Annotated in this window: 21 protein-coding genes and 2 pseudogenes; 2 read left to right on the plus strand and 21 right to left on the minus strand. The window is 37.2% G+C overall.

The features are described from left to right. Positions 1–125 precede the first annotated feature (125 nt). The 12 genes from JF53_RS09460 to JF53_RS09515 all read right to left on the minus strand — a co-directional run bounded on the left by JF53_RS09460 (position 126) and on the right by JF53_RS09515 (position 8,475). Positions 126–671 (minus strand): SpoIIIAH-like family protein, encoded by a 546-nt coding sequence (locus tag JF53_RS09460; RefSeq protein WP_047979949.1) that lies wholly within the window; start codon positions 669–671, stop codon positions 126–128. Between the two features lie 13 nt (positions 672–684). Next, on the minus strand, positions 685–1,308 hold the full coding sequence (gene spoIIIAG / locus JF53_RS09465; RefSeq protein ID WP_047979948.1) for a stage III sporulation protein AG: 624 nt from the start codon (positions 1,306–1,308) through the stop codon (positions 685–687). Beyond that, a complete protein-coding gene (gene spoIIIAF, locus JF53_RS09470; protein WP_047979947.1) occupies positions 1,305–1,940 on the minus strand; it encodes a stage III sporulation protein AF in 636 nt (211 codons plus the stop codon). The genes spoIIIAG and spoIIIAF overlap by 4 nt, the downstream gene beginning before the upstream one ends. Before the next feature lie 10 nt (positions 1,941–1,950). Beyond that, positions 1,951–3,126 carry a stage III sporulation protein AE gene (gene spoIIIAE / locus JF53_RS09475; RefSeq protein ID WP_053071840.1) on the minus strand — a complete coding sequence of 392 codons (1,176 nt, stop codon included), beginning with the start codon at positions 3,124–3,126 and terminating at the stop codon, positions 1,951–1,953. A gap of 39 nt (positions 3,127–3,165) precedes the next feature. Further along, the gene (gene spoIIIAD / locus JF53_RS09480; protein WP_047979946.1) at positions 3,166–3,558 is read right to left on the minus strand and encodes a stage III sporulation protein AD; all 393 of its coding nucleotides are present in this window, start codon (positions 3,556–3,558) and stop codon (positions 3,166–3,168) included. Between the two features lie 6 nt (positions 3,559–3,564). Continuing rightward, the gene (spoIIIAC, locus tag JF53_RS09485) at positions 3,565–3,771 is read right to left on the minus strand and encodes a stage III sporulation protein AC (RefSeq protein WP_010093209.1); all 207 of its coding nucleotides are present in this window, start codon (positions 3,769–3,771) and stop codon (positions 3,565–3,567) included. Positions 3,772–3,789: 18 nt separating this feature from the next. Continuing rightward, a complete protein-coding gene (gene spoIIIAB / locus JF53_RS09490) occupies positions 3,790–4,302 on the minus strand; it encodes a stage III sporulation protein SpoIIIAB (RefSeq protein ID WP_047979945.1) in 513 nt (170 codons plus the stop codon). Further along, positions 4,238–5,224 (minus strand): stage III sporulation protein AA, encoded by a 987-nt coding sequence (spoIIIAA, locus tag JF53_RS09495; protein WP_047979944.1) that lies wholly within the window; start codon positions 5,222–5,224, stop codon positions 4,238–4,240. The genes spoIIIAB and spoIIIAA overlap by 65 nt, the downstream gene beginning before the upstream one ends. Positions 5,225–5,388: 164 nt before the next feature. Beyond that, positions 5,389–5,877, minus strand: a complete 489-nt coding sequence (locus JF53_RS09500) for a CBO0543 family protein (protein ID WP_053071839.1) — start codon at positions 5,875–5,877, stop codon at positions 5,389–5,391. Positions 5,878–6,148: 271 nt separating this feature from the next. Continuing rightward, complete coding sequence (efp, locus tag JF53_RS09505; RefSeq protein ID WP_047979943.1) at positions 6,149–6,706, minus strand: elongation factor P; 558 nt, start codon at positions 6,704–6,706, stop codon at positions 6,149–6,151. Between the two features lie 30 nt (positions 6,707–6,736). Beyond that, complete coding sequence (locus JF53_RS09510) at positions 6,737–7,798, minus strand: M24 family metallopeptidase (protein ID WP_047980095.1); 1,062 nt, start codon at positions 7,796–7,798, stop codon at positions 6,737–6,739. A gap of 155 nt (positions 7,799–7,953) precedes the next feature. Continuing rightward, positions 7,954–8,475: a YqhR family membrane protein gene (locus tag JF53_RS09515; protein ID WP_047979942.1), complete on the minus strand. Its 522-nt coding sequence runs from the start codon at positions 8,473–8,475 to the stop codon at positions 7,954–7,956. Positions 8,476–8,709: 234 nt separating this feature from the next. Between JF53_RS09515 and JF53_RS09520 the strand changes: the two genes are divergently transcribed. Then, positions 8,710–9,084, plus strand: a complete 375-nt coding sequence (locus JF53_RS09520) for an SA1362 family protein (RefSeq protein ID WP_047979941.1) — start codon at positions 8,710–8,712, stop codon at positions 9,082–9,084. A gap of 12 nt (positions 9,085–9,096) precedes the next feature. Here JF53_RS09520 and JF53_RS09525 read toward each other — a convergent pair whose 3' ends face one another. The 7 genes and pseudogenes from JF53_RS09525 to JF53_RS09550 form a co-directional block, all read right to left on the minus strand. Beyond that, positions 9,097–9,987 carry a patatin-like phospholipase family protein gene (locus tag JF53_RS09525; protein WP_047979940.1) on the minus strand — a complete coding sequence of 297 codons (891 nt, stop codon included), beginning with the start codon at positions 9,985–9,987 and terminating at the stop codon, positions 9,097–9,099. A gap of 74 nt (positions 9,988–10,061) precedes the next feature. Next, complete coding sequence (gene mntR, locus JF53_RS09530; RefSeq protein WP_047979939.1) at positions 10,062–10,478, minus strand: transcriptional regulator MntR; 417 nt, start codon at positions 10,476–10,478, stop codon at positions 10,062–10,064. 121 nt (positions 10,479–10,599) lie between these two features. Beyond that, positions 10,600–11,208: a YdcF family protein gene (locus JF53_RS09535; protein WP_047979938.1), complete on the minus strand. Its 609-nt coding sequence runs from the start codon at positions 11,206–11,208 to the stop codon at positions 10,600–10,602. Positions 11,209–11,243: 35 nt separating this feature from the next. Then, positions 11,244–11,903: an HAD family hydrolase gene (locus JF53_RS09540; protein WP_047979937.1), complete on the minus strand. Its 660-nt coding sequence runs from the start codon at positions 11,901–11,903 to the stop codon at positions 11,244–11,246. Between the two features lie 127 nt (positions 11,904–12,030). Beyond that, positions 12,031–12,636: pseudogene (locus JF53_RS09545) on the minus strand (vitamin B12-dependent ribonucleotide reductase); the annotation flags it as partial. 67 nt (positions 12,637–12,703) lie between these two features. Beyond that, the gene (locus JF53_RS18060) at positions 12,704–12,958 is read right to left on the minus strand and encodes an HNH endonuclease (protein ID WP_083443600.1); all 255 of its coding nucleotides are present in this window, start codon (positions 12,956–12,958) and stop codon (positions 12,704–12,706) included. A gap of 416 nt (positions 12,959–13,374) precedes the next feature. After that, a pseudogene (locus JF53_RS09550) lies at positions 13,375–15,324 on the minus strand (vitamin B12-dependent ribonucleotide reductase); the annotation flags it as partial. Positions 15,325–15,708: 384 nt separating this feature from the next. On the opposite strand from JF53_RS09550, the gene JF53_RS09555 reads away from it, so the two are divergent. Beyond that, on the plus strand, positions 15,709–16,083 hold the full coding sequence (locus tag JF53_RS09555; protein ID WP_047979935.1) for a rhodanese-like domain-containing protein: 375 nt from the start codon (positions 15,709–15,711) through the stop codon (positions 16,081–16,083). Positions 16,084–16,125: 42 nt separating this feature from the next. On the opposite strand, the gene gcvPB is transcribed toward JF53_RS09555, so the two are convergent. Together gcvPB and gcvPA are read right to left on the minus strand one after the other, a co-directional pair. Then, complete coding sequence (gene gcvPB, locus JF53_RS09560) at positions 16,126–17,586, minus strand: aminomethyl-transferring glycine dehydrogenase subunit GcvPB (RefSeq protein ID WP_047979934.1); 1,461 nt, start codon at positions 17,584–17,586, stop codon at positions 16,126–16,128. Beyond that, positions 17,579–18,928: an aminomethyl-transferring glycine dehydrogenase subunit GcvPA gene (gene gcvPA / locus JF53_RS09565; protein ID WP_047979933.1), complete on the minus strand. Its 1,350-nt coding sequence runs from the start codon at positions 18,926–18,928 to the stop codon at positions 17,579–17,581. The genes gcvPB and gcvPA overlap by 8 nt, the downstream gene beginning before the upstream one ends.

Consider the following 18,928-nt stretch of genomic DNA (forward strand, 5'->3'; position numbering starts at 1 on the left):
GCCTTTTCTCTTAACGACTAATATAAAGCGTTTACATCATTGATATAATACCATTATATAGGTTAAATTGCGAGAATAAAAAAACACCAAGCCTATACGACTTGATGCTAAAACCTTTTGATTAGTTAGCTTTCTGTCGGTGGTTGATAATTAACATCCACCGGAATATCACCAAATTCATCGCGTACAAGCTGCATGATATTTACTACTTCTGTTTTAGATAAATCATCCACCATAATGACATGAACATGTACAATATCGTCATCATGACGTACTAAAACATCCTGGTATTCTGCAGATGCTAGAATCGATTCTTCTAGTATCGTTTCTTTTGTGGTAATCTCATCAATCGTATCCATTTCAGCTAGTGCTTGTTTTTTCTCTTCTGCTGATGCCGTGCTCGACGCAACTACAGTCTCTAAACGTTCTTTTTTCTTCCCTCTTTCATCTTGCAATTCCATTCGAAGTGTTGCAAATACCTCATCCCCTCCAGGTGTTACATTCACATCTACATCTGTGTTAGTGGTGTCACCTGAAGCAGGCTCTGTTTCATTATTATCTCCTAAATCTCCATAAGCAAAATCATTTGGATTGGATGTCATATAGTATACACTCAACACAATCATTAAGCTTAGCATTGTTAATAACCATACTGTTTGTTTTTTCAACATTTGTTCATCCTCCTTATTTTTTAGGCATTACAGAAACTCTATGTGTTGGAACATCAAGCACTCTCGAAATAGCCTCCACTACCCACTGTTTGACAGTTGGGTTATTAACGCCTTTTGCGACTACAAATACCCCTCTAACATCAGGCTTTTTCGTTTGAACAAGTAATGGTGTTTCCTGATCACCTTGTCTTACCAGCACGGTTTGTGTTTCTTCCGTGTTTTCCTCAATCTGCCTAGTGCCACCGCTTTGGTCATTTTCTTCTGTATGCTGCTGCCCTTTAATTAAATTTTGTTCAAATACCTTAACATTGGTTGAATCGAGATTTACCATGATTTCTACTTCTGATACACCATCAATCTTTTCCACCATTTCTTCTAGCTGTTTCTTATAACTACTTTCCAGTTCACTAACATCAGACGTCGCATTGGATTCTTGGGAACTAGCTTCTTCGGATTCCGTTTCCGCTTGTAATTCCATCTTCGGTAATTCTTGTCCCAAGTTTTCCTGGGATGAGGAAGAAAATATGTTTCCAACTAAGATTACGAGCAGACCAATAAGCCCAATCATAATGATGTATGACGTTTTTTTGGACCCATTTATTTTTTCCTTTAAGAATTCTTGTATTTTCGTTATCAAGATGCCCCTCCCTCCCATATAACCGTTATTTTCTTATCCGTAATTTCCCAGACATCGCGCAACAGAGATTGCATTCCCTCAAGATCAACTTCCTTATCCGAGTTTACTACTTGTCCCTTCGTATCAATGACGACATCCTCAACTGCATGTACTGTTCCCTCCCCTGCCTGCGATTCTCTAAGATACACAATGACCTCTTCTAGCTTTTCATATAGCTCCTCGTCGGTATACACTGTCCCGTCTACAAACTCAAACGTTATATCCTGTATTTCGGTTTGGTATTCATCCGATAGAGGAGCACTCGCTATATCTTTCATTTGGACAGCCATTTGTTCTAAAATATATGCGCTACTAGATGATTCTATTTCATTTTTTTGCAATTCAATTAAATTTTCTAAATTAGCTGCTTGCGGATTATCTTCAAATAGCTCAGAAAACGAAGAACTTACCGCCTCTTCGATATCGAAATTAACGAGATGAAAAATTGGCTGTAAGAATAATAGAATTAAAACTAAACCGACTACAAATTTGATATATTTCTTCATACTTCCAGCTGGAATAAGTAAATCTATAATTGTCGCAACTAATATAAAAACGATAATTTGGGAGACCCATTGTATCAGTAAATCCATATCCATCACCCTAACGAAGTAGTAACGTAATATTACTTGCAGTAACAATAATTACAATGGCTAGAAAAAACATAAGTGAAACCGCTAATAGACAGGCTAATATATATACAATATATTTACTGATTGTATTTAAAGTCGTAATAATCGGCCCGTCAGCAATCGGTTGTAGCACAGCAGCAGCTAATTTATATATCAATGCTATGGCCATTATTTTGATTGCCGGAAATATGGCGATAAAGATAACAATTGCTACACCGACTATACCAACCGCGTTTTTTAATAAAAGAGAAGCACTAAGCACCGTGTCTGCAGCATCTGTAAACGTTCGTCCTACAACTGGTATGAAATTCCCAGTAATGAATTTAGCCGTTTTCATCGCAACCCCGTCTTGTATAGCGCTGGCTGCTCCTTGAACAGACAACACTCCTAGAAAAATGGTTAGAAAAACACCGAGGGTTCCTAATGCTACCGAACGTAGTAAATCTGCTAAATGTGTCACTTTATGATGTTCACTTAAACTGCTGACAATCACTAATAGTGCTGATAAGAATAGTAATGGCATGATAAAGTTGGACACTAATACCCCACTTAAATTAATTAAAAATATTATAATCGGATGAAAAAAGGAGACCGAAACAATACTCCCAAAGGAAGCCATTAGTCCAAGCACAATTGGTATTAAGGCAATCATAAAGCTACTCATCATGTTGATTGCCTCCTTAGCATAGGAGACGGCCAAATAAAAGCTATTTAAAGCAATAAAGATAAGAACGATGTAGACAACAAAATATGCAATTTTGCTAACCGTCGTTCGCTCAAATGCAGTGTGCATCGTTTGTAATAGTACCGAAAATAAGGTCAAAAGCATTAACGATCCAAGTAGTTTCCCATTTAAAATGATTTCATGAAGCATATATTCTAAAGCGCCAACGAGTACATTTTTTATTGAAAAGTCTTCATTTCCCTTCATATAATCATACAAACTCGTTTTCTCTAATTCTGGTATATAGCCACCATACTCATGAACCAGCATGTTCCAGTAATTTTGCATACCGTCAAAGGATAATTCCTCCAATAACACGTCATCAACAGGAGCATCAGATTGTTCATTTGCAAACACAACAGTTTGTCCAATCGCCAACAGAACTATTAGTAGAAACATGACTCGATTAATTAGGATCTTCATGTGTTACGTCTACTCCCTTCTATACACAAGCTTGTCCATTTACGTAGAAGGTAAGAAATTCAAAATTGCTTCCACAACTGCTGTAATAATGGGAATTGCTAATAGCAAAATAAATATCTTTCCCGCTAATTCGATTTTTGATGCAACGGCAGCAAGACCGGCATCCTTCGTAATACTTGCACCCAATTCCGTAATATAAGCAATACCGATGATTTTTAAAATGGTTTCCAAGTACATTCCATTTATAGATGCCTTTTGACCTAATGATTCTATTAGCGATATAACAGCACCAATTTGATTTACAATGGCAAGAAAGACAGCAATTCCAGTTATGAGTACGATAAGAAAGGCGAAGGGACCACGCATATCTTTTAAAACAATATATAAAATACTCGCAATAATACCGAGTGTTACAATTTGTACGATATCCATAAGTTCCTACCCTTGAAAGAGGAATACTGATCGTATTTGCTGGAACAAATCAGATAAGCCATTTATCACGACGACTAGTACAATGATAAACCCAACAAGTGTCACAAATTGTGCAATCTCTTCCTTTCCCATCTGCTTCAATATCGTATGAATTAATGCAACAATAATGCCGATACCAGCAATTTGAAATAAAATAGATGCATCTGATAGCATAGCTTAGCCCCTTCCTTCTTATATGAGCAATAACACAATGAATAGTCCCATTAAAAACCCTAGATTTCTTGCCATTTTTCCATAACGTTCTTGATCATCTCTTGCATCCTCTAGCTCTCTTTCTAAATGTTTAATCGTTAGTTGAATATGTTTTTGCTGTTGGGTAAAGTCATGCTGCCCTAAAGTTCTACCAAACTGCAGCAAGATTTCCTGCTCACTTGCTGATAAGCTCGATTGCTCAATATAATCGTTAACACACGCTACCCATAATTGATCAAAATCACTTGATTCGAGTTGCATCTTATCAGATACGGATTGAAAAAAATGAGCGCAAGGACTTGGCAGTTGTCTTGCGATTGAAGCAAATGCATCGGGAAGCGGTAACTGGCTATAGACAATTTCTGCTTCCAGTACCTGTAATGCATTTATTAACTGTCGAATATGTTTTGGTCTTTTCGTTAGCTTATTACTCCACTCGAACCCTAACCATGTCGTTGTGATGATGAATAGAAGTGCCCCGATCCACTTCATTTGGCAAGCACCTCGATTTCGGATAAATAGTTGTTTCATTTTCATCAAAAATTTCCTTCATTTTACCTGGAGATGATTGTCCTTGTAACAAAATAATTCGTTGAAATACTTGCTTCTCTAGTAATGATTTAATAGCTGGTCGTCTCTTTATTTCCTCTAACGATTGCCCGTGTATCGTGCAGATAACGGTAACCCCAGCATTTATTGCATTGGTTAAGGCTTGTGCGTCTTTATCACTACCGATTTCATCTACAACTAGAATGTCAGGAGACATCGAACGAATCATCATCATCATCCCCTCCGCCTTTGGACAAGCATCTAGGACATCTGTTCGCTTTCCCAAATCATGCTGTGGAACACCTTTTAAACAAGCTGCTATTTCAGAGCGCTCGTCCACTACGCCAACCTTTTTAGCTGGTACATGATTCCAACCGGAGGATATGATGCGAATTACGTCTCGTATTAATGTTGTTTTTCCGGATTGCGGGGAACCAACAATTAATGTATGAAGAAATCTCCCGTCATAGAGAAAAGGAACGACTGGTGTTGCCACACCAATTTTTTCCTTTGCAATCCGAATATTTAAAAAGGTAATGTATTGAATCGCTTTTACAGCACCACTGATGGTATTTACTTTTCCAGCTATTCCTACTCGATGGCCGCCATCAATAGTGATATAGCCCTCCCTTAATTCATCTTCCATTCGATATAAGGAGAATTCACTTAGCTGATTCATGATAAAGCTAATATGTTTCTTCGTTGGCTTTATAAGTGCTATCCATTCAACACCTTGATCAAATATTAATTCAACTGGTTGGTTCAACCTAATACGTATCTCTTGAAGTGTTCCCCATCGATTATGAATTGTTCGATTCAATTCTGTTTGAATTTCTGTTGGAAATAATCGTACTATCTCCTGCATAGCTTGTCCTCACTTCATTCTTTGTTTTTCTTTCGTTCTTACTAGAGAGAATCACTTTCTATAAGTAAATGTATGTCCAATGGAAGAAAATATGACTAGCAGAAGGAATCACGCCAATAAACAATCAGAGCTACTATAAAAAAGAAATTAAAAAACAGCCCGCATTACACATTAGGCTGTTTTACTACTTTAGAATCTTTTTTACGTAACCATTTAATAAAGATGATATTTATTAATAAGATGATATAGATTAGGGAATATGCTATAGCAGAATAGACTAGTGTCCAGTTATTGAAATATAGCAATTTTGCTTGAATTGCTAGCCAATCATAGAATACCGCAATGACAGTCCAAACAGCGATATAGCCAATTTTCAATCGTAATCTTTTCATGAAGGGAAATCCATTTAAATAGAGATAATTAAAAAAAGGAAATATCCCTATTAGGACGAGTATCATTTCATAATCGGCGCCTTTTTTAAAATAGCCATATAAATCAAGCTTAAGATCTAGATAAACATCTACTAGTGCATTAAATAAAATGGCAAATACGGTTGTACTATAAATTTCGATAAGGGTAAGTCTTTTCGGTAGCAAATAAATGATGAATGACAGCATTACTGCTGTCACGATGATTAGCAGATAGGGCATCATAAAGTTCATCCTTTTTTAGGTAGGTAATTCACACATTCTGTATGTGTGTCATGACACTGCATCTTTCCATAACAATTGTAGGAACTGGCCCCTATTTTTATAGTTCTTTACCTATTCTACCTTTCCGCGTAAAAAATTATTTATTATTTTTCAAACAATCTAATCATAATTATGTATTGTTACTTAACATTTTCTCATGATGAGTATATACTAAAAAAACGACCACTAACTTGTTGCAAATTAGTGGTCGTTCATTATATCCTATTTCATATTATGCTCTTGAAACATATTTCCCATCAGCTGTGTTGATGATCAATTTATCGCCAGGGTTAATAAAGAATGGTACTTGTACAACAAGACCAGTTTCCAGTGTTGCTGGTTTAGATCCGCCGCTTGCTGTATCCCCTTTAATACCCGGTTCTGTTTCTACTACTTCAAGTTCAACGTTATTTGGTAAATCTATCCCTAACATTTCATCATTATACGTAATAATAGAAACTTCCATGTTTTCTTTGATGAACTTTAATTCATGTTGAATTTGAGATTCAGTTAGTTCTATTTGTTCATAGGTTGCTGTATCCATAAACGCATGCGCATCACCAGAAGCATATAAATATTGCATCTTCTTATGTTCAACATGTGCCTTACTTACTTTTTCACCTGCGCGGAAAGTTCTCTCTTGAATACTACCGTTCTTTAGGTTACGAAGTTTAGATCGTACAAAAGCAGCACCTTTTCCTGGCTTTACGTGCTGGAAGTCTACAACTTGCCAAACATCATTATCTAATTCAATTGTTAAACCTGTCTTAAAATCGTTAACTGAAATCATTAAAATTATCCTCCTCTAAAAAAACAAACCTTATAGTTGTACTAGCTCTTTTGATGATGTTGTTAAACGCTCATTACCGTTTTCGGTTATGACAATATCGTCTTCAATTCGGCAGCCGCCTACATTTGGAATATAAATACCCGGTTCAACGGTAACAACCATGCCTGGCACTAGCTTTATGGAGCTACGAAACGATAATCCAGGACCTTCATGTACTTCTAAGCCAATTCCATGTCCAGTAGAATGTCCAAAGTACGAACCATAACCTTGCTCTGTAATGTAATCTCTCGTGAGCGCATCTGCTTCAATTCCAGTCATTCCAGGTTTAATACCATTAACCCCTCGAAGCTGTGCTTCTAGTACCGTATCATAAATTTTTCTTAGTTCATCACTAATTTCACCAACAGCGACAGTACGAGTAATATCAGAAATATAGCCTTCATATAGTGCGCCGTAATCAAGTGTCACAAGCTCTCCTGCCTGAATTTCTTTCGTTGACGCTACACCATGTGGCATTGCGGAACGAAAACCTGAAGCCACGATTGTATCAAAGCTAGAAGCGGTGGCGCCTTGTCTGCGCATGAAAAATTCAAGTTCATTGGAAATCTCAATTTCTTTTACACCTGGTTTAATATAGCCTTGAATATGTTCAAATGCAGCATCAGCAATTTGTGCTGCTTTTTTAAGGGTAGTTAGTTCTTCCGGTGTTTTAATCATACGAATTGTCTCGATGATTTCACTCGTAGGAACTAATTCAACATCAAATAGATTATTGTATTGATCATAAGTAGCATATGTAAGATGATTTTTTTCAAACCCTAATCGCTTGACACGTAAACGTGTTAGCTGTGTATTTACTTCTTGTTCGATTAGCTGCTTGTGTTCTACCACCGTAAAGCCTTTTGCCTGTTCTGTTGCTTGCTCTGTATAGCGGAAGTCTGTTATAAAGATTGCTTCTTCTAAGCTCACTAGAACAACACCTGCACTCCCAGTGAAACCTGTCACATAACGGCGGTTAAACGGACTTGTAATCAATAAAGCATCAAGATTTAATTCCTGAAGCGATTTTCTAATCTTATCAAGCTTTTCCATCATCTCTTCATCCCTTTCCCTTTTTATCCAGCCAACTAGTTTAGCCTACGCATACTTTTGCACTAATTACTGTATTTCTATTTATTAGGACTTTATCAGTTTATCATAAATAGACAAATTTGAATATTGATTTTGATGATGGATTGCCCTTTCGTTTAATTTGAAACTTCTTCATCTTCCTTCTCTTGACTTAATTTTACGGAGTCATAATAATCGAATGAGATTGAATAGCCAATAAACGTTCCATATAAAATATATAAACAAAGTGAGGATATTATCGACGTTAATTCCATTTCCATCACAGAAGGCACGTTTGGAAATATCGGTTCCAGTATAAGAAACACAATCACCCATAATAAAATACCATAAACTATACCTACCCAAATGGAATTTAGCTTTTTTAATGCCCCGTAATAAATTAATGCTACAAAAATGGATAACAATCCTATCAGCACTGACGTTACCAGATCACCAAGCCAAGTATTTGTCCAGGCGGCCGTTGTCCAGGGCCGTATAACATAGGATGTTGCCGATACTTCGATAAAATTAAAATAATACATGAAAATGCCAAATAAGCTTGCCACAATTCCACCTACAAATCCAGTAAATAAAGACCGTCCTAATAAGGAAGACGAATCCTCCTGTTTGTTTTGTTCCAGTTTTTTATTTTTCAACATATCCACCTCCATCAGTAGTATTACCCATTGGTTATCATGCCATTACAGAAAGTTTATTTGATAACTATCCATGAATAATCTTTCTTTCTAGGAGTTGAATATTTTCAGGTGAAACGGAAACAATTATAATAGTATAAACAGAACATTTTTCTAGTAATTTAACGGAACTAGGTTACCTGAATTAGCTAGGGTAACAGAATGTGAATAGGATGTAAGACGAAAGGATGAATACACATGAAACGAGATTCGAAGCTAAGGTTTCTTATATATGGTGTCATTGGATTAGCAGTAATTGGTCTACTTACACAATTATTTACAAATACCTCTTCTTTTCTTGCAAATTTGTTGATGACGGCCATTATTGGGCTAGTACTCTTCGGAATCTTTTATTACTTTTTTCATAAAAGAAACCAATCATCTGATGCAAAAAAATACAAACAGGCTGTTAGACAGTCCAAGTCAAAATACACGCAGTACCGCCAATCAGCTACTAGTACAAATAAATCGATTTCTCCTAACCGTATAAAACCAAAAACCAAAAAACGACCCACGCATTTACGTGTTATTGACGGCAATAAGCCAAAACGAAATAAGCGAGCTTCTAATTAAAGGAGCTCGCTTTTAGGTTGACCAATGATTTAAAAACTGTTCCGCTTCTTCCCGACCACACGCGATTAATTTCTCTTTTACCGCTTTATCAATTGAAAAATCAACAGTCTGTACGTGTTCTACAGGAATAAAGATAATATTTGCTGTTTGAGATTTAGCAATATACCGCGCATCATGGGCTTGCTTCATGGTAGAAAATAAGGCATGAAGCATATCAAGTGCGTTGTTTATCTTCGAAGGCTGGGCATGTTGGAGCGACTCGCTTAGTTTAATTCCGAGTAATGGTCGTAATCGTTTCTTAGAATCACTATCAAATACCCACATCGGAAAATTACTCAGTAATCCCCCATCAACTATGATGCTTTTTTGATTATTTTTTCCAGCTAATTTTTGGGGCATAAAGAAATACGGAAAGCCAGCACTCATTCTTACAGCTTTTGCAACGGGGAATTGGTTGGGGTTAATACCATATACACGTTCTAAATCGTCTGGAATCACTACAAGTTTGCCTAATGTAAGATCACTAACGACTACCTTTAAATAATCTTTTTTCAAATCACCGAATGTCACAATATTACGCGTGGCAAGCTGCTGATATATCCAATTCTCAAATTTGTCACCTTTATAAATTCCCATTTGGAAATATAAAAAGAACCACTTGCTACCAGGTAGTAATCGACTAAGGTAGGGTGTATCTAAAAACGAACGTAAATCTAAGTCATCTAATAATGCTCGTAATTCATCTGGTTTATAGCCAGCCGCAAGAAATGCAGCGACGATAGCCCCTGCTGATGTTCCTGCTACTCGCTCGAACCGAAGCTTTTTCTTCTCAATGCTCTCTAGTGCACCGATAAATGCATACGCCTTTACGCCACCACCAGAAAAGACACCATCGATTTTCATTTCTTATCCCCTTATCACTTTTTTATATGTGTAAGCGGAATGAAGCGAAAATAGAACAGTGTCCATCATTGCTATTATTTATTATTTTTTTGTGTTTCTCGTAGATCATCGACTCTTTTTTGGTCATCTTGAAAATACTTTACCAAATCTCCCAATCGATCGATCGAATTCCAACTTAAATGATGCTCAATTCCTTCAACATCATTATAAATATTTTCTTCGTCGACTCCGATAATTTCTAAAAAGTTCTCCAGTAACTCATGACGAAATACAAGTCTTTCTCCAACTTTTTTTCCCTTTTCCGTTAAAATAAACCCTCGGTACTTCTCATATAATAAATAGTCATCCTTATCTAGCTTTTGAACCATTTTGGTTACAGAGGATGGATGAACATTTAGGGCTTCAGCAATATCAGATACACGGGCATATCCCTTTGTATCAATCAAATTATATATTTGTTCTATATAGTCCTCCATACTCGGTGTAGGCATACTGATTTCCTCTTTTCATAGAATATTTTTTATCATAGGCAAAATTGTTTCTATACCTTGAGGATACAGGAAATATTGATGTTCGACAAGTCTGCACATAAAAATAGGATGCAAGCATTGGTTAATCTATCGGAATATCCTCATCCTGTAATGCACCGAGCTGTACATAACGAATCAGTTTCTCACATTCTGCTTTTACACGGGCGCGTCCTGCATCTGTTAAATACCAATTCGTTTCTGTTGTTATCGTGTCGTTTGCTGGACAAAGTGTATAGTTTATCCAATTAGGGAAGTATGTTTTTAGTGTTAAATAGAGCCTTCTCATATGGTAGTGACTACTAACCACCACTAATCTGCTAATTGTATGCAAATAGAATTCCCGCTCTAGCACTAATAATGACGCGAGTACATTTTCCTTCGTATGCAGGGATTGATTTTCTACTAAAATCGCTGACTCCGGTATGCCCATGGAAATAGCTGTATTTTTTAACATGATTGCTTCTGGATATGGTTGCCCCTCCCACGTAACGCCACCAGAAACTAGTAATTTGTTTGCTCTCCCTTGCTTATACAATTGAACGGCAGTAGGTAATCGGTACTTGACTGCCTTGCTACTTCCTGGAACAAATATACAATCACCATTTTTGTTATCATCTCTGATTCCAGCATATAATAGCTTTGTCATTTGTTCAGTTGAAAGATTTTCGATTTTCATATCAGATATAAGCATATGGGTCCTCTTTTCGTGTATCCATAGTTATTTACTTATAAGTTCAAAAGCAGATTTGGCAATCCGGATAAATCACCAATACTATATTCCGTTGAATAGCCGTGATGCTGTTTGGATTGTTTCCAAATACCTGTCATTCCAATAGTATATGCAGCCTGAATATCATTTACTGGATTATCGCCCACGTAGACAGCTTCAGAAGGTGATAGATTTAACGTGTGTAACGCTTTTTGGAAGATGTCAGGGTTCGGTTTTGCGATGCCTTCTCGTTCTGAAATTAGGAGGGTTGCAAAATATGGTTTTATTCCTAACGCCTGTATTGTAGAATCTTGAAAATCACCGATACCATTTGTAATAATTCCAAGTGTATATCTTGCTTCTTTTAATTCTTCTAGCGTGGCAATTAGATTAGGAAAGCCAATGCAATAATTTTTAAAGTTATGGAAGTAGTCTTGGAACAAGGCTTGCCAAGAAATATCCGAGATAGCATATTCTAGGACTAGTTGTTGATATACCTTATCTTTCCATCTATAACCGTGATTATCTAATTCTAAAAATCGCTTTACATAGTTTTCTTTTGGAATATGGGATAGATAGGGTAAAAATCGCTGATACTGATCTTCTATAAAAGCTTTTACAGATGCGTCTCGATCTAACAGTGTACCATCAAGATCGAATAAGACAGCTTTTATCATGTATATATCCTCCATTGGGCTAGTTCTTCTTGTACTTCGAGAAGTATTTTTTACTTCCTCTCAAAACTACCAATATACAACGAAAAGGCTATCGTAGCGAATAGCCTTTTCTGTTTGTTATTCTATTTTACAAGCCACATTTTAACTGTGCGCCACAGCTTGTACAAGTATTACAACCACCTATGTCCTCAACACTTCCCTCACGACATACAGGGCAAGTATCACCTACTTCTGAACCAATGGTTACATCGGTAGACTTAAGTTCTTGAATGGTATCCATCAAGACCACTTTTTTCGGTTCATTACTCTCTTCAAATAACTCTGTTTGTTCAAAGCTATTTTCTTCTGCTTTTAAGGTTAGAACTTGTGTATCACGACTTCCATCAACATATACTGTTCCACCTTTTGCGCCACCACGATATAGTCTTCTATAGACGCCTTCAACCTGGTTAACTGTGTAACCTTTTGGCGCATTTACAGTTTTAGAGATGGAGCTATCTACCCAGCGTTGAATAACACATTGTGTATCTGCATGTGCTTCTGGTGATAATTCCATTGCCGTCACAAACCAGCTAGGAAGATTTTCTGGATCTGCATCTGAATGGCTATCTAAATATTCTTGAACAATATCTGCTTTTACTTCAATAAATTTACCTAGTCTTCCGCTTCTGAAATATGAGAAGGAGAAGTAAGGTTCTAAACCAGTTGAGACGCCTACCATTGTACCAGTGCTCACTTTTGTTACTCTCTATTATAGAGGGCGGGATTATTAGTACCCGCTCCATATGTCGCCATATGGGTCAGACTATATCATCAACCATTTTTGAATGTCTTTTTCCATGATAAGGTTGTTCACATAACGTAACCAAGATTGAAAGTTCATTTGCTTTTTTCCAATCACCATTACATTTTCTAAAAGGAATTATATGATGAACAGAAAGCTGACTTCCATACTCTTCTTCAGTAATACCACAGTCTTGGCAAGTATAGTTATCTCTCTTTCTTACTTTGAAATTCAGCTTTACAAGAATGGCCGCAAAATGAATGCTTAGTATTTTTCAGCTCGGAAGGCATTCTTAGGATTTTCTTACTACAATTATCACATTGAACAACTAATTTTGTTTTCAAGTGTTCGAATGCTTCCGGATTCTTAGATTGAAATTGCCCTTTACACATGAATTTCCTTACCACAATTAAGACAATTCTTTTTCATTCAAACCATCCTCAACTTGTTTAACTTTACAATAAAACAAGAACGGATGTTCGTCAGGTGAATGGTTGCTCGGCATGTAGTCGTTGAGGGGTCAGCCACGACTTCCCTGCGGATTGTCTGGTAGAATTTTATATTCAACACTTTTGTATTTTTACCTGTGTTTAGCTGGCAAAGCTAGGTAACAAAAGAAACGCCAGAGTTTCCCGCATATAGCCAAGTTTACGCTACATTTTCACAAATGTAGGGGGCAACTTGTTTACCCGTTGGTGCAACTGTGAGTAGATGAGAATTACGAATTCCATATTTTAAAATGTTATTACGTATATCTTCAGGCATTTTTTTCATATAACCTGTATTAATAAATGCTTCTCGTAATGCTTTCGTATCTTCCTCTGTTTCGCCAACTAAGAATGGAAAGCTTCCTTTTTCTTTTGCTAGTTCAACGGATTCACGATAAGCAGTTGTTGCGATTGTTTCGAAAATGCGATCTACTAACTCGTTACCTTCTTTAGAACCATATACAGTCTCACAATAGATTAGTAAGTCATGAAGTCCCATTACACCTAAACCTACACGACGTTCACCTAATGCTTGTTTTTTGTTTTCAGCAAGGAAGTACGGTGTTGCGTCAATAACATTGTCCTGCATACGTACTCCTGTTTTTACAGTCTGCTTTAACTTTTCAAAATTCACCGTTTTACTATCTTTATTAGCCATTTCAGCTAGATTTACTGCAGCTAAATTACAGACAGAAAATGGTGCGAGCGGTTGCTCTCCACAAGGGTTTGTAGCTACTACTTGTTGACCATATGCTTTCGCATTAGTCATGTCATTTGCATTATCAATGAAGAAAATTCCAGGCTCTGCAGAGTATGTTGCACATATGTTGATTAGGTTCCATAATTCCTTCGCTTTAATTCGGCGATAGACACGAACACCATAGCCCATTTCTTCCCAATTACGAACATCACCTACATTGTGCCACTCTTCATTATAAGCTTTCATCTCTTCTTCATTGTAATTCTCTACATCTGGGAATTTAAGTTCATACCACGTATCGTTTTCAACTGCTTCCATGAATTCTTTTGTGATACAAACAGATATATTCGCACCAGTTAAGAATTCCGAGTTATGAACAGAGTATGTTCCACCCGTTCTTAGCTTTTCTTCCGCTTCTTTAACCACAGAATTCGGAAACCCACCTTGTCCAGGAATACTCTTATAGTTTAATACCCCTTGATAAAGATCTGTTTCAGTTTCCGTTAGCGGTGTGAATTTAAGTTTTTCTTGTGCTAACTTTTTGATTTGTTCATCAGATGTATTTTCGATTAAATAACGCAGTATTCTCGGATTTTGCATTTTAGAAATAATGAATTCAATGATATCCGGGTGAGAATCTACCAGCATTATCATTTGTGCCCCACGTCTTGATCCACCTTGCTCAACTAAATGCGTTAATTTAGCAATATCATCTAACCATGAAACAGAACCAGATGATTTTCCGTTAACACCTCTAGCAAGTGCGTTTCGTGGGCGTAATGTTGAACCATTCGTTCCAACACCACCACCCCTACTCATAATTTCCATTACTTGCTTACGATGTTCGGAAATCCCATCACGAGAGTCCCTTACAAACGGCATTACATAGCAGTTAAAATAAGTTACATCTGTATCTGCACCTGCGCCATATAAGACCCTACCAGCAGGCACAAAATTCATAGCCGCTAATTCTTGGTAGTATTTGTCTCCCCATTCATTTTGTAGCTCTTCGGTTGTTTCTACACTTGCCAACCCAGTCGCATTACGCTTGGCTATTTGTTCATAATAAACCTCAAGTGGTTTATCAATAACATCCATTCCACGCTTCACGACACCAGTTTCAGCTTCCTCCCCATCCAAGACAGATAAGAATTCAGGCTCAACTTGAACATCCGCTTCATTCGTTTCCCAATTAATAGCCTTAACAAACCCAAGACCTCTAGCTGGAAATTTCGGATCAGCCTTTACAGTAAGAACGACAAAATCCCCTTCCTTTAATGTCTTCTTCTCTGTATCCTTAAACGAATAACGATCTAACATGACAAGTCGAGATACACCTTTATGTAACAACTTCATATCAGGGGTTATTGGGTGTACCTGTGGGAATCGCTTGATGTCATCATTTAGCGCCTCCACATTTAGGCTTCTTGATTCGACAACCGTTGACATTGTTTCACTCCTCATTTGACATATTTCTTATTCTATTAAACTAGAATTAATTGTTATAACCATATCACATATGCGGACATGTTTACAATATATTGTATTAAAATTAATTAAAAACTACTATATATAGGTGCGATTCACAACGGTCTATATTTGTCAATTAATGAAAATAGATAAAAAACAAAGAAAATCAAAGAATTAACAAGCTAAACCTGGCTAAAATGACTATAAAGAAAAAATATAAAAATTGACTAATATGGACAAGGCTAAAAGTTTCTATCGATTCGACAAAATCTGCTAACCCTTGTCCAAAGAAATCCTTTGAAAAAAAGCCGTTTTCAGCCTATAATAAGAAAGTACAAATGTAATGACGGGGGAAATTAAGAAATGAAATATCTTTTAGTAGCACTTGTAGTCATCATCGTTATCTCAGTATTTCGCTATTTAAGACAACGTACGTACCTAAAAACGTTGACTGAAACACAATTCCGTGAAGGGTATCGGAAAGCCCAATTGATTGATGTAAGAGAACCACAGGAATTTAAAAACGGTCATATTCTAGGTGCTAGAAATATTCCAGTGACACAAATGAAGCAACGACTAATTGAAATCAGAAAGGATCAACCAGTTTATTTCTATTGCCAAAGTGGAACACGTTCTGCTAGAGCTGCACAGATCCTTCACAAAAAAGGCTATAGTGATATCTACCAATTAAAAGGTGGATTCAAAAAGTGGACCGGAAAAGTAAAAAATGGATTATAATAGCAATAACGCCTTAGGTAATTTGACCTAAGGCGTTATTTATTAATTGGATTTTTTATAACGTAGGATTGGATTTCTTGCTGCTGTTGTTTCGTCCATTCGCTTCACAATCGTATGATGTGGTGCCTCTTGTACGATCTCCGGATTATTCTCTGCCTCTTCAGCAATGGTTAGCATTGTTTCAATAAAACCATCCAAAGTTTCCTTTGATTCTGTTTCAGTTGGTTCCACCATTAATGCTTCCTCCACATTTAATGGGAAATAAATAGTTGGTGGATGGTATCCAAAGTCTAGCAAGCGTTTAGCAATATCTAGTGTCCGCACTCCGAGTTTCTTCTGTTTTCTACCAGAAAGTACGAATTCATGCTTACAATGCTGTTGATATGGAAGATCATATACTTTTTCTAATTTACGCATCATATAGTTTGCATTGAGTACTGCATATTCACTAACTTTCTTCAAGCCTTCTGCTCCCATTGTTCGAATATACGTGTAAGCACGTAAATTAATACCGAAGTTACCATAATAAGGTTTCACACGACCAATCGACTGTGGGCGGTCGTAATCAAATGTATAGGACGTATCCTGTTTCACAATCAATGGTTTTGGTAAAAAGGGTTCTAATTCCTGTGATACTCCAACAGGACCTGAACCTGGACCCCCACCACCATGTGGACCAGTGAATGTTTTGTGTAAATTAAGGTGCACAACATCAAAGCCCATGTCACCTGGTCTTGCATAGCCCATAATCGCATTTAGATTTGCACCATCATAATAAAGCTTACCACCAGCATCGTGAACAATATCCGCCATTTCTAATATTTCGGTTTCGAAAAGTCCTAATGTATTAGGATTCGTTAGCATTAAGGCAGCCGTATCTTGGCCAACCACTCGTTTTAAATCCGCTAAGTCAACTAACCCATTTTCATTTGATTTTACCGTTACCGCTTCAAAACCTGCTACTGTTGCGGATGCAGGATTTGTTCCGTGTGCAGAGTCTGGTACGATTACCTTCGTACGATGAAAATCTCCGTTTGATTCATGAAAAGCGCGAATCATCATAAGTCCAGTCCATTCACCATGTGCCCCTGCAGCAGATTGTAGGGATACACTAGCCATCCCTGTAATTTCTTTTAGAGCTTGTTGCAAATCAAACATCATCTCTAGAGCACCTTGAACAGTTTTCGGATCTTGATAAGGATGAATGTGGGTAAAGCCATCTAATCGTGCGACATCTTCATTAATTTTTGGATTATATTTCATCGTACAGGAACCTAACGGGTAGAAACCAGAATCCACACCATAATTTCGATTTGATAGTCCTGTATAGTGACGAATGATATCTAACTCACTTACCTCTGGTAGCTCAGGAGCTTCTTGTCTCACATAGGCATCTGTTAATTCTGCTGCTAAATCTACTTCCGGTACATCAAGTTCAGGTAAGCTATAACTTACTCTACCTTCTTTACTTCGTTCAAAAATTAATGGAAAATCATTATTCATGGATATCCCCCAATTCTTTGACAAACGTATCGATTTCTTCTTTCGTCCGAATTTCAGTTACAGCAACTAACATTGCCCCATCCATTTCGGGGTATGCTTGGCACAAATCATAGCCTCCTATGATACCCTTTTGGATTAATGTGTCATTCACAGATGTAACATTATTTCCAAGCTGCACTACAAACTCATTGAAAAATGCTCCGTTTGTTACTACCTCAAATCCTGCTTCAGTAAATTTACGCATCGCATACCGTGCTTTTTGCATATTTAATTCTGCCATTTTTTTCAGGCCGTGTTTTCCAATTGAACTCATAGCAACTGCGCTAGCTAGTGCATTTAATGCTTGGTTCGAGCAAATATTTGATGTAGCTTTATCTCGACGAATATGCTGTTCACGTGCTTGCAAGGTTAAAACAAATCCACGTAGTCCATTTTCATCCGTTGTTTGACCTACTAGTCTACCAGGAATTTTACGCATTAATTTTTCTGTTGTTGCAAAATAACCACAGTGTGGCCCACCAAATTGTGCTGGGATTCCAAACACTTGCGTATCTCCTACCACAATATCTGCTCCGAATTCTCCTGGTGGTGTTAAATAGCCTAGTGCAAGCGGATTACTAGAAACGATGAACATTGCCTTTGGTTGGTCATTTAGTAATTCTCTAATTTCAGCTAATGGTTCTATTTGTCCGAAAAAGTTCGGATACTGAATAACCACACTTGCTGTATTCTCATCTAATTCAGCTGCTAATTGCTCTAAATTAGTACGACCATTTACATGATCAATTTCAACTATTTCAAGACCTGGCCCTTTTCCGTAAGTCTCAATTACAGCACGTGATTCTGGATGGACTGCCTTGGAAACAAGAATTTTTTTCTTTCGTGTTTGTCCGGCACTTAAATTAACTGCCTCTGCTAAAGAAGTTCCCCCGTCATACATAGAAGAATTCGCTACTGGCATGCCCGTTAACTCAGAAATCATCGTTTGAAATTCAAAAATAGCCTGTAATTCCCCCTGCGAAATTTCTGGCTGATAGGGTGTATAAGCTGTGTAGAATTCTGACCTTGATATCACATGATCTACAACTGATGGAATAAAATGATCATACACTCCTGCACCTAAAAATGAGGTATATTCCTTTGTGTTGACGTTCTTACCAGCCATTTCAATTAACTCTTTCTTTAGCGCAAATTCATTGACTGGCGCTTTTAAGTGTAATGCTGATCGTAACCGAACCTTCTCGGGGATATCCGAGAACAATTCATCAGTGGAGCTTACAGCTATCGATGCCAACATCTCTTCCTTATCTGTCTCAGTCATCGGTAAATAACGAAATTCCAT

Source organism: Ornithinibacillus contaminans (assembly GCF_001038425.2).
In the GTDB taxonomy this organism is placed as follows: Bacteria; Bacillota; Bacilli; order Bacillales; family Amphibacillaceae; genus Ornithinibacillus; species Ornithinibacillus contaminans.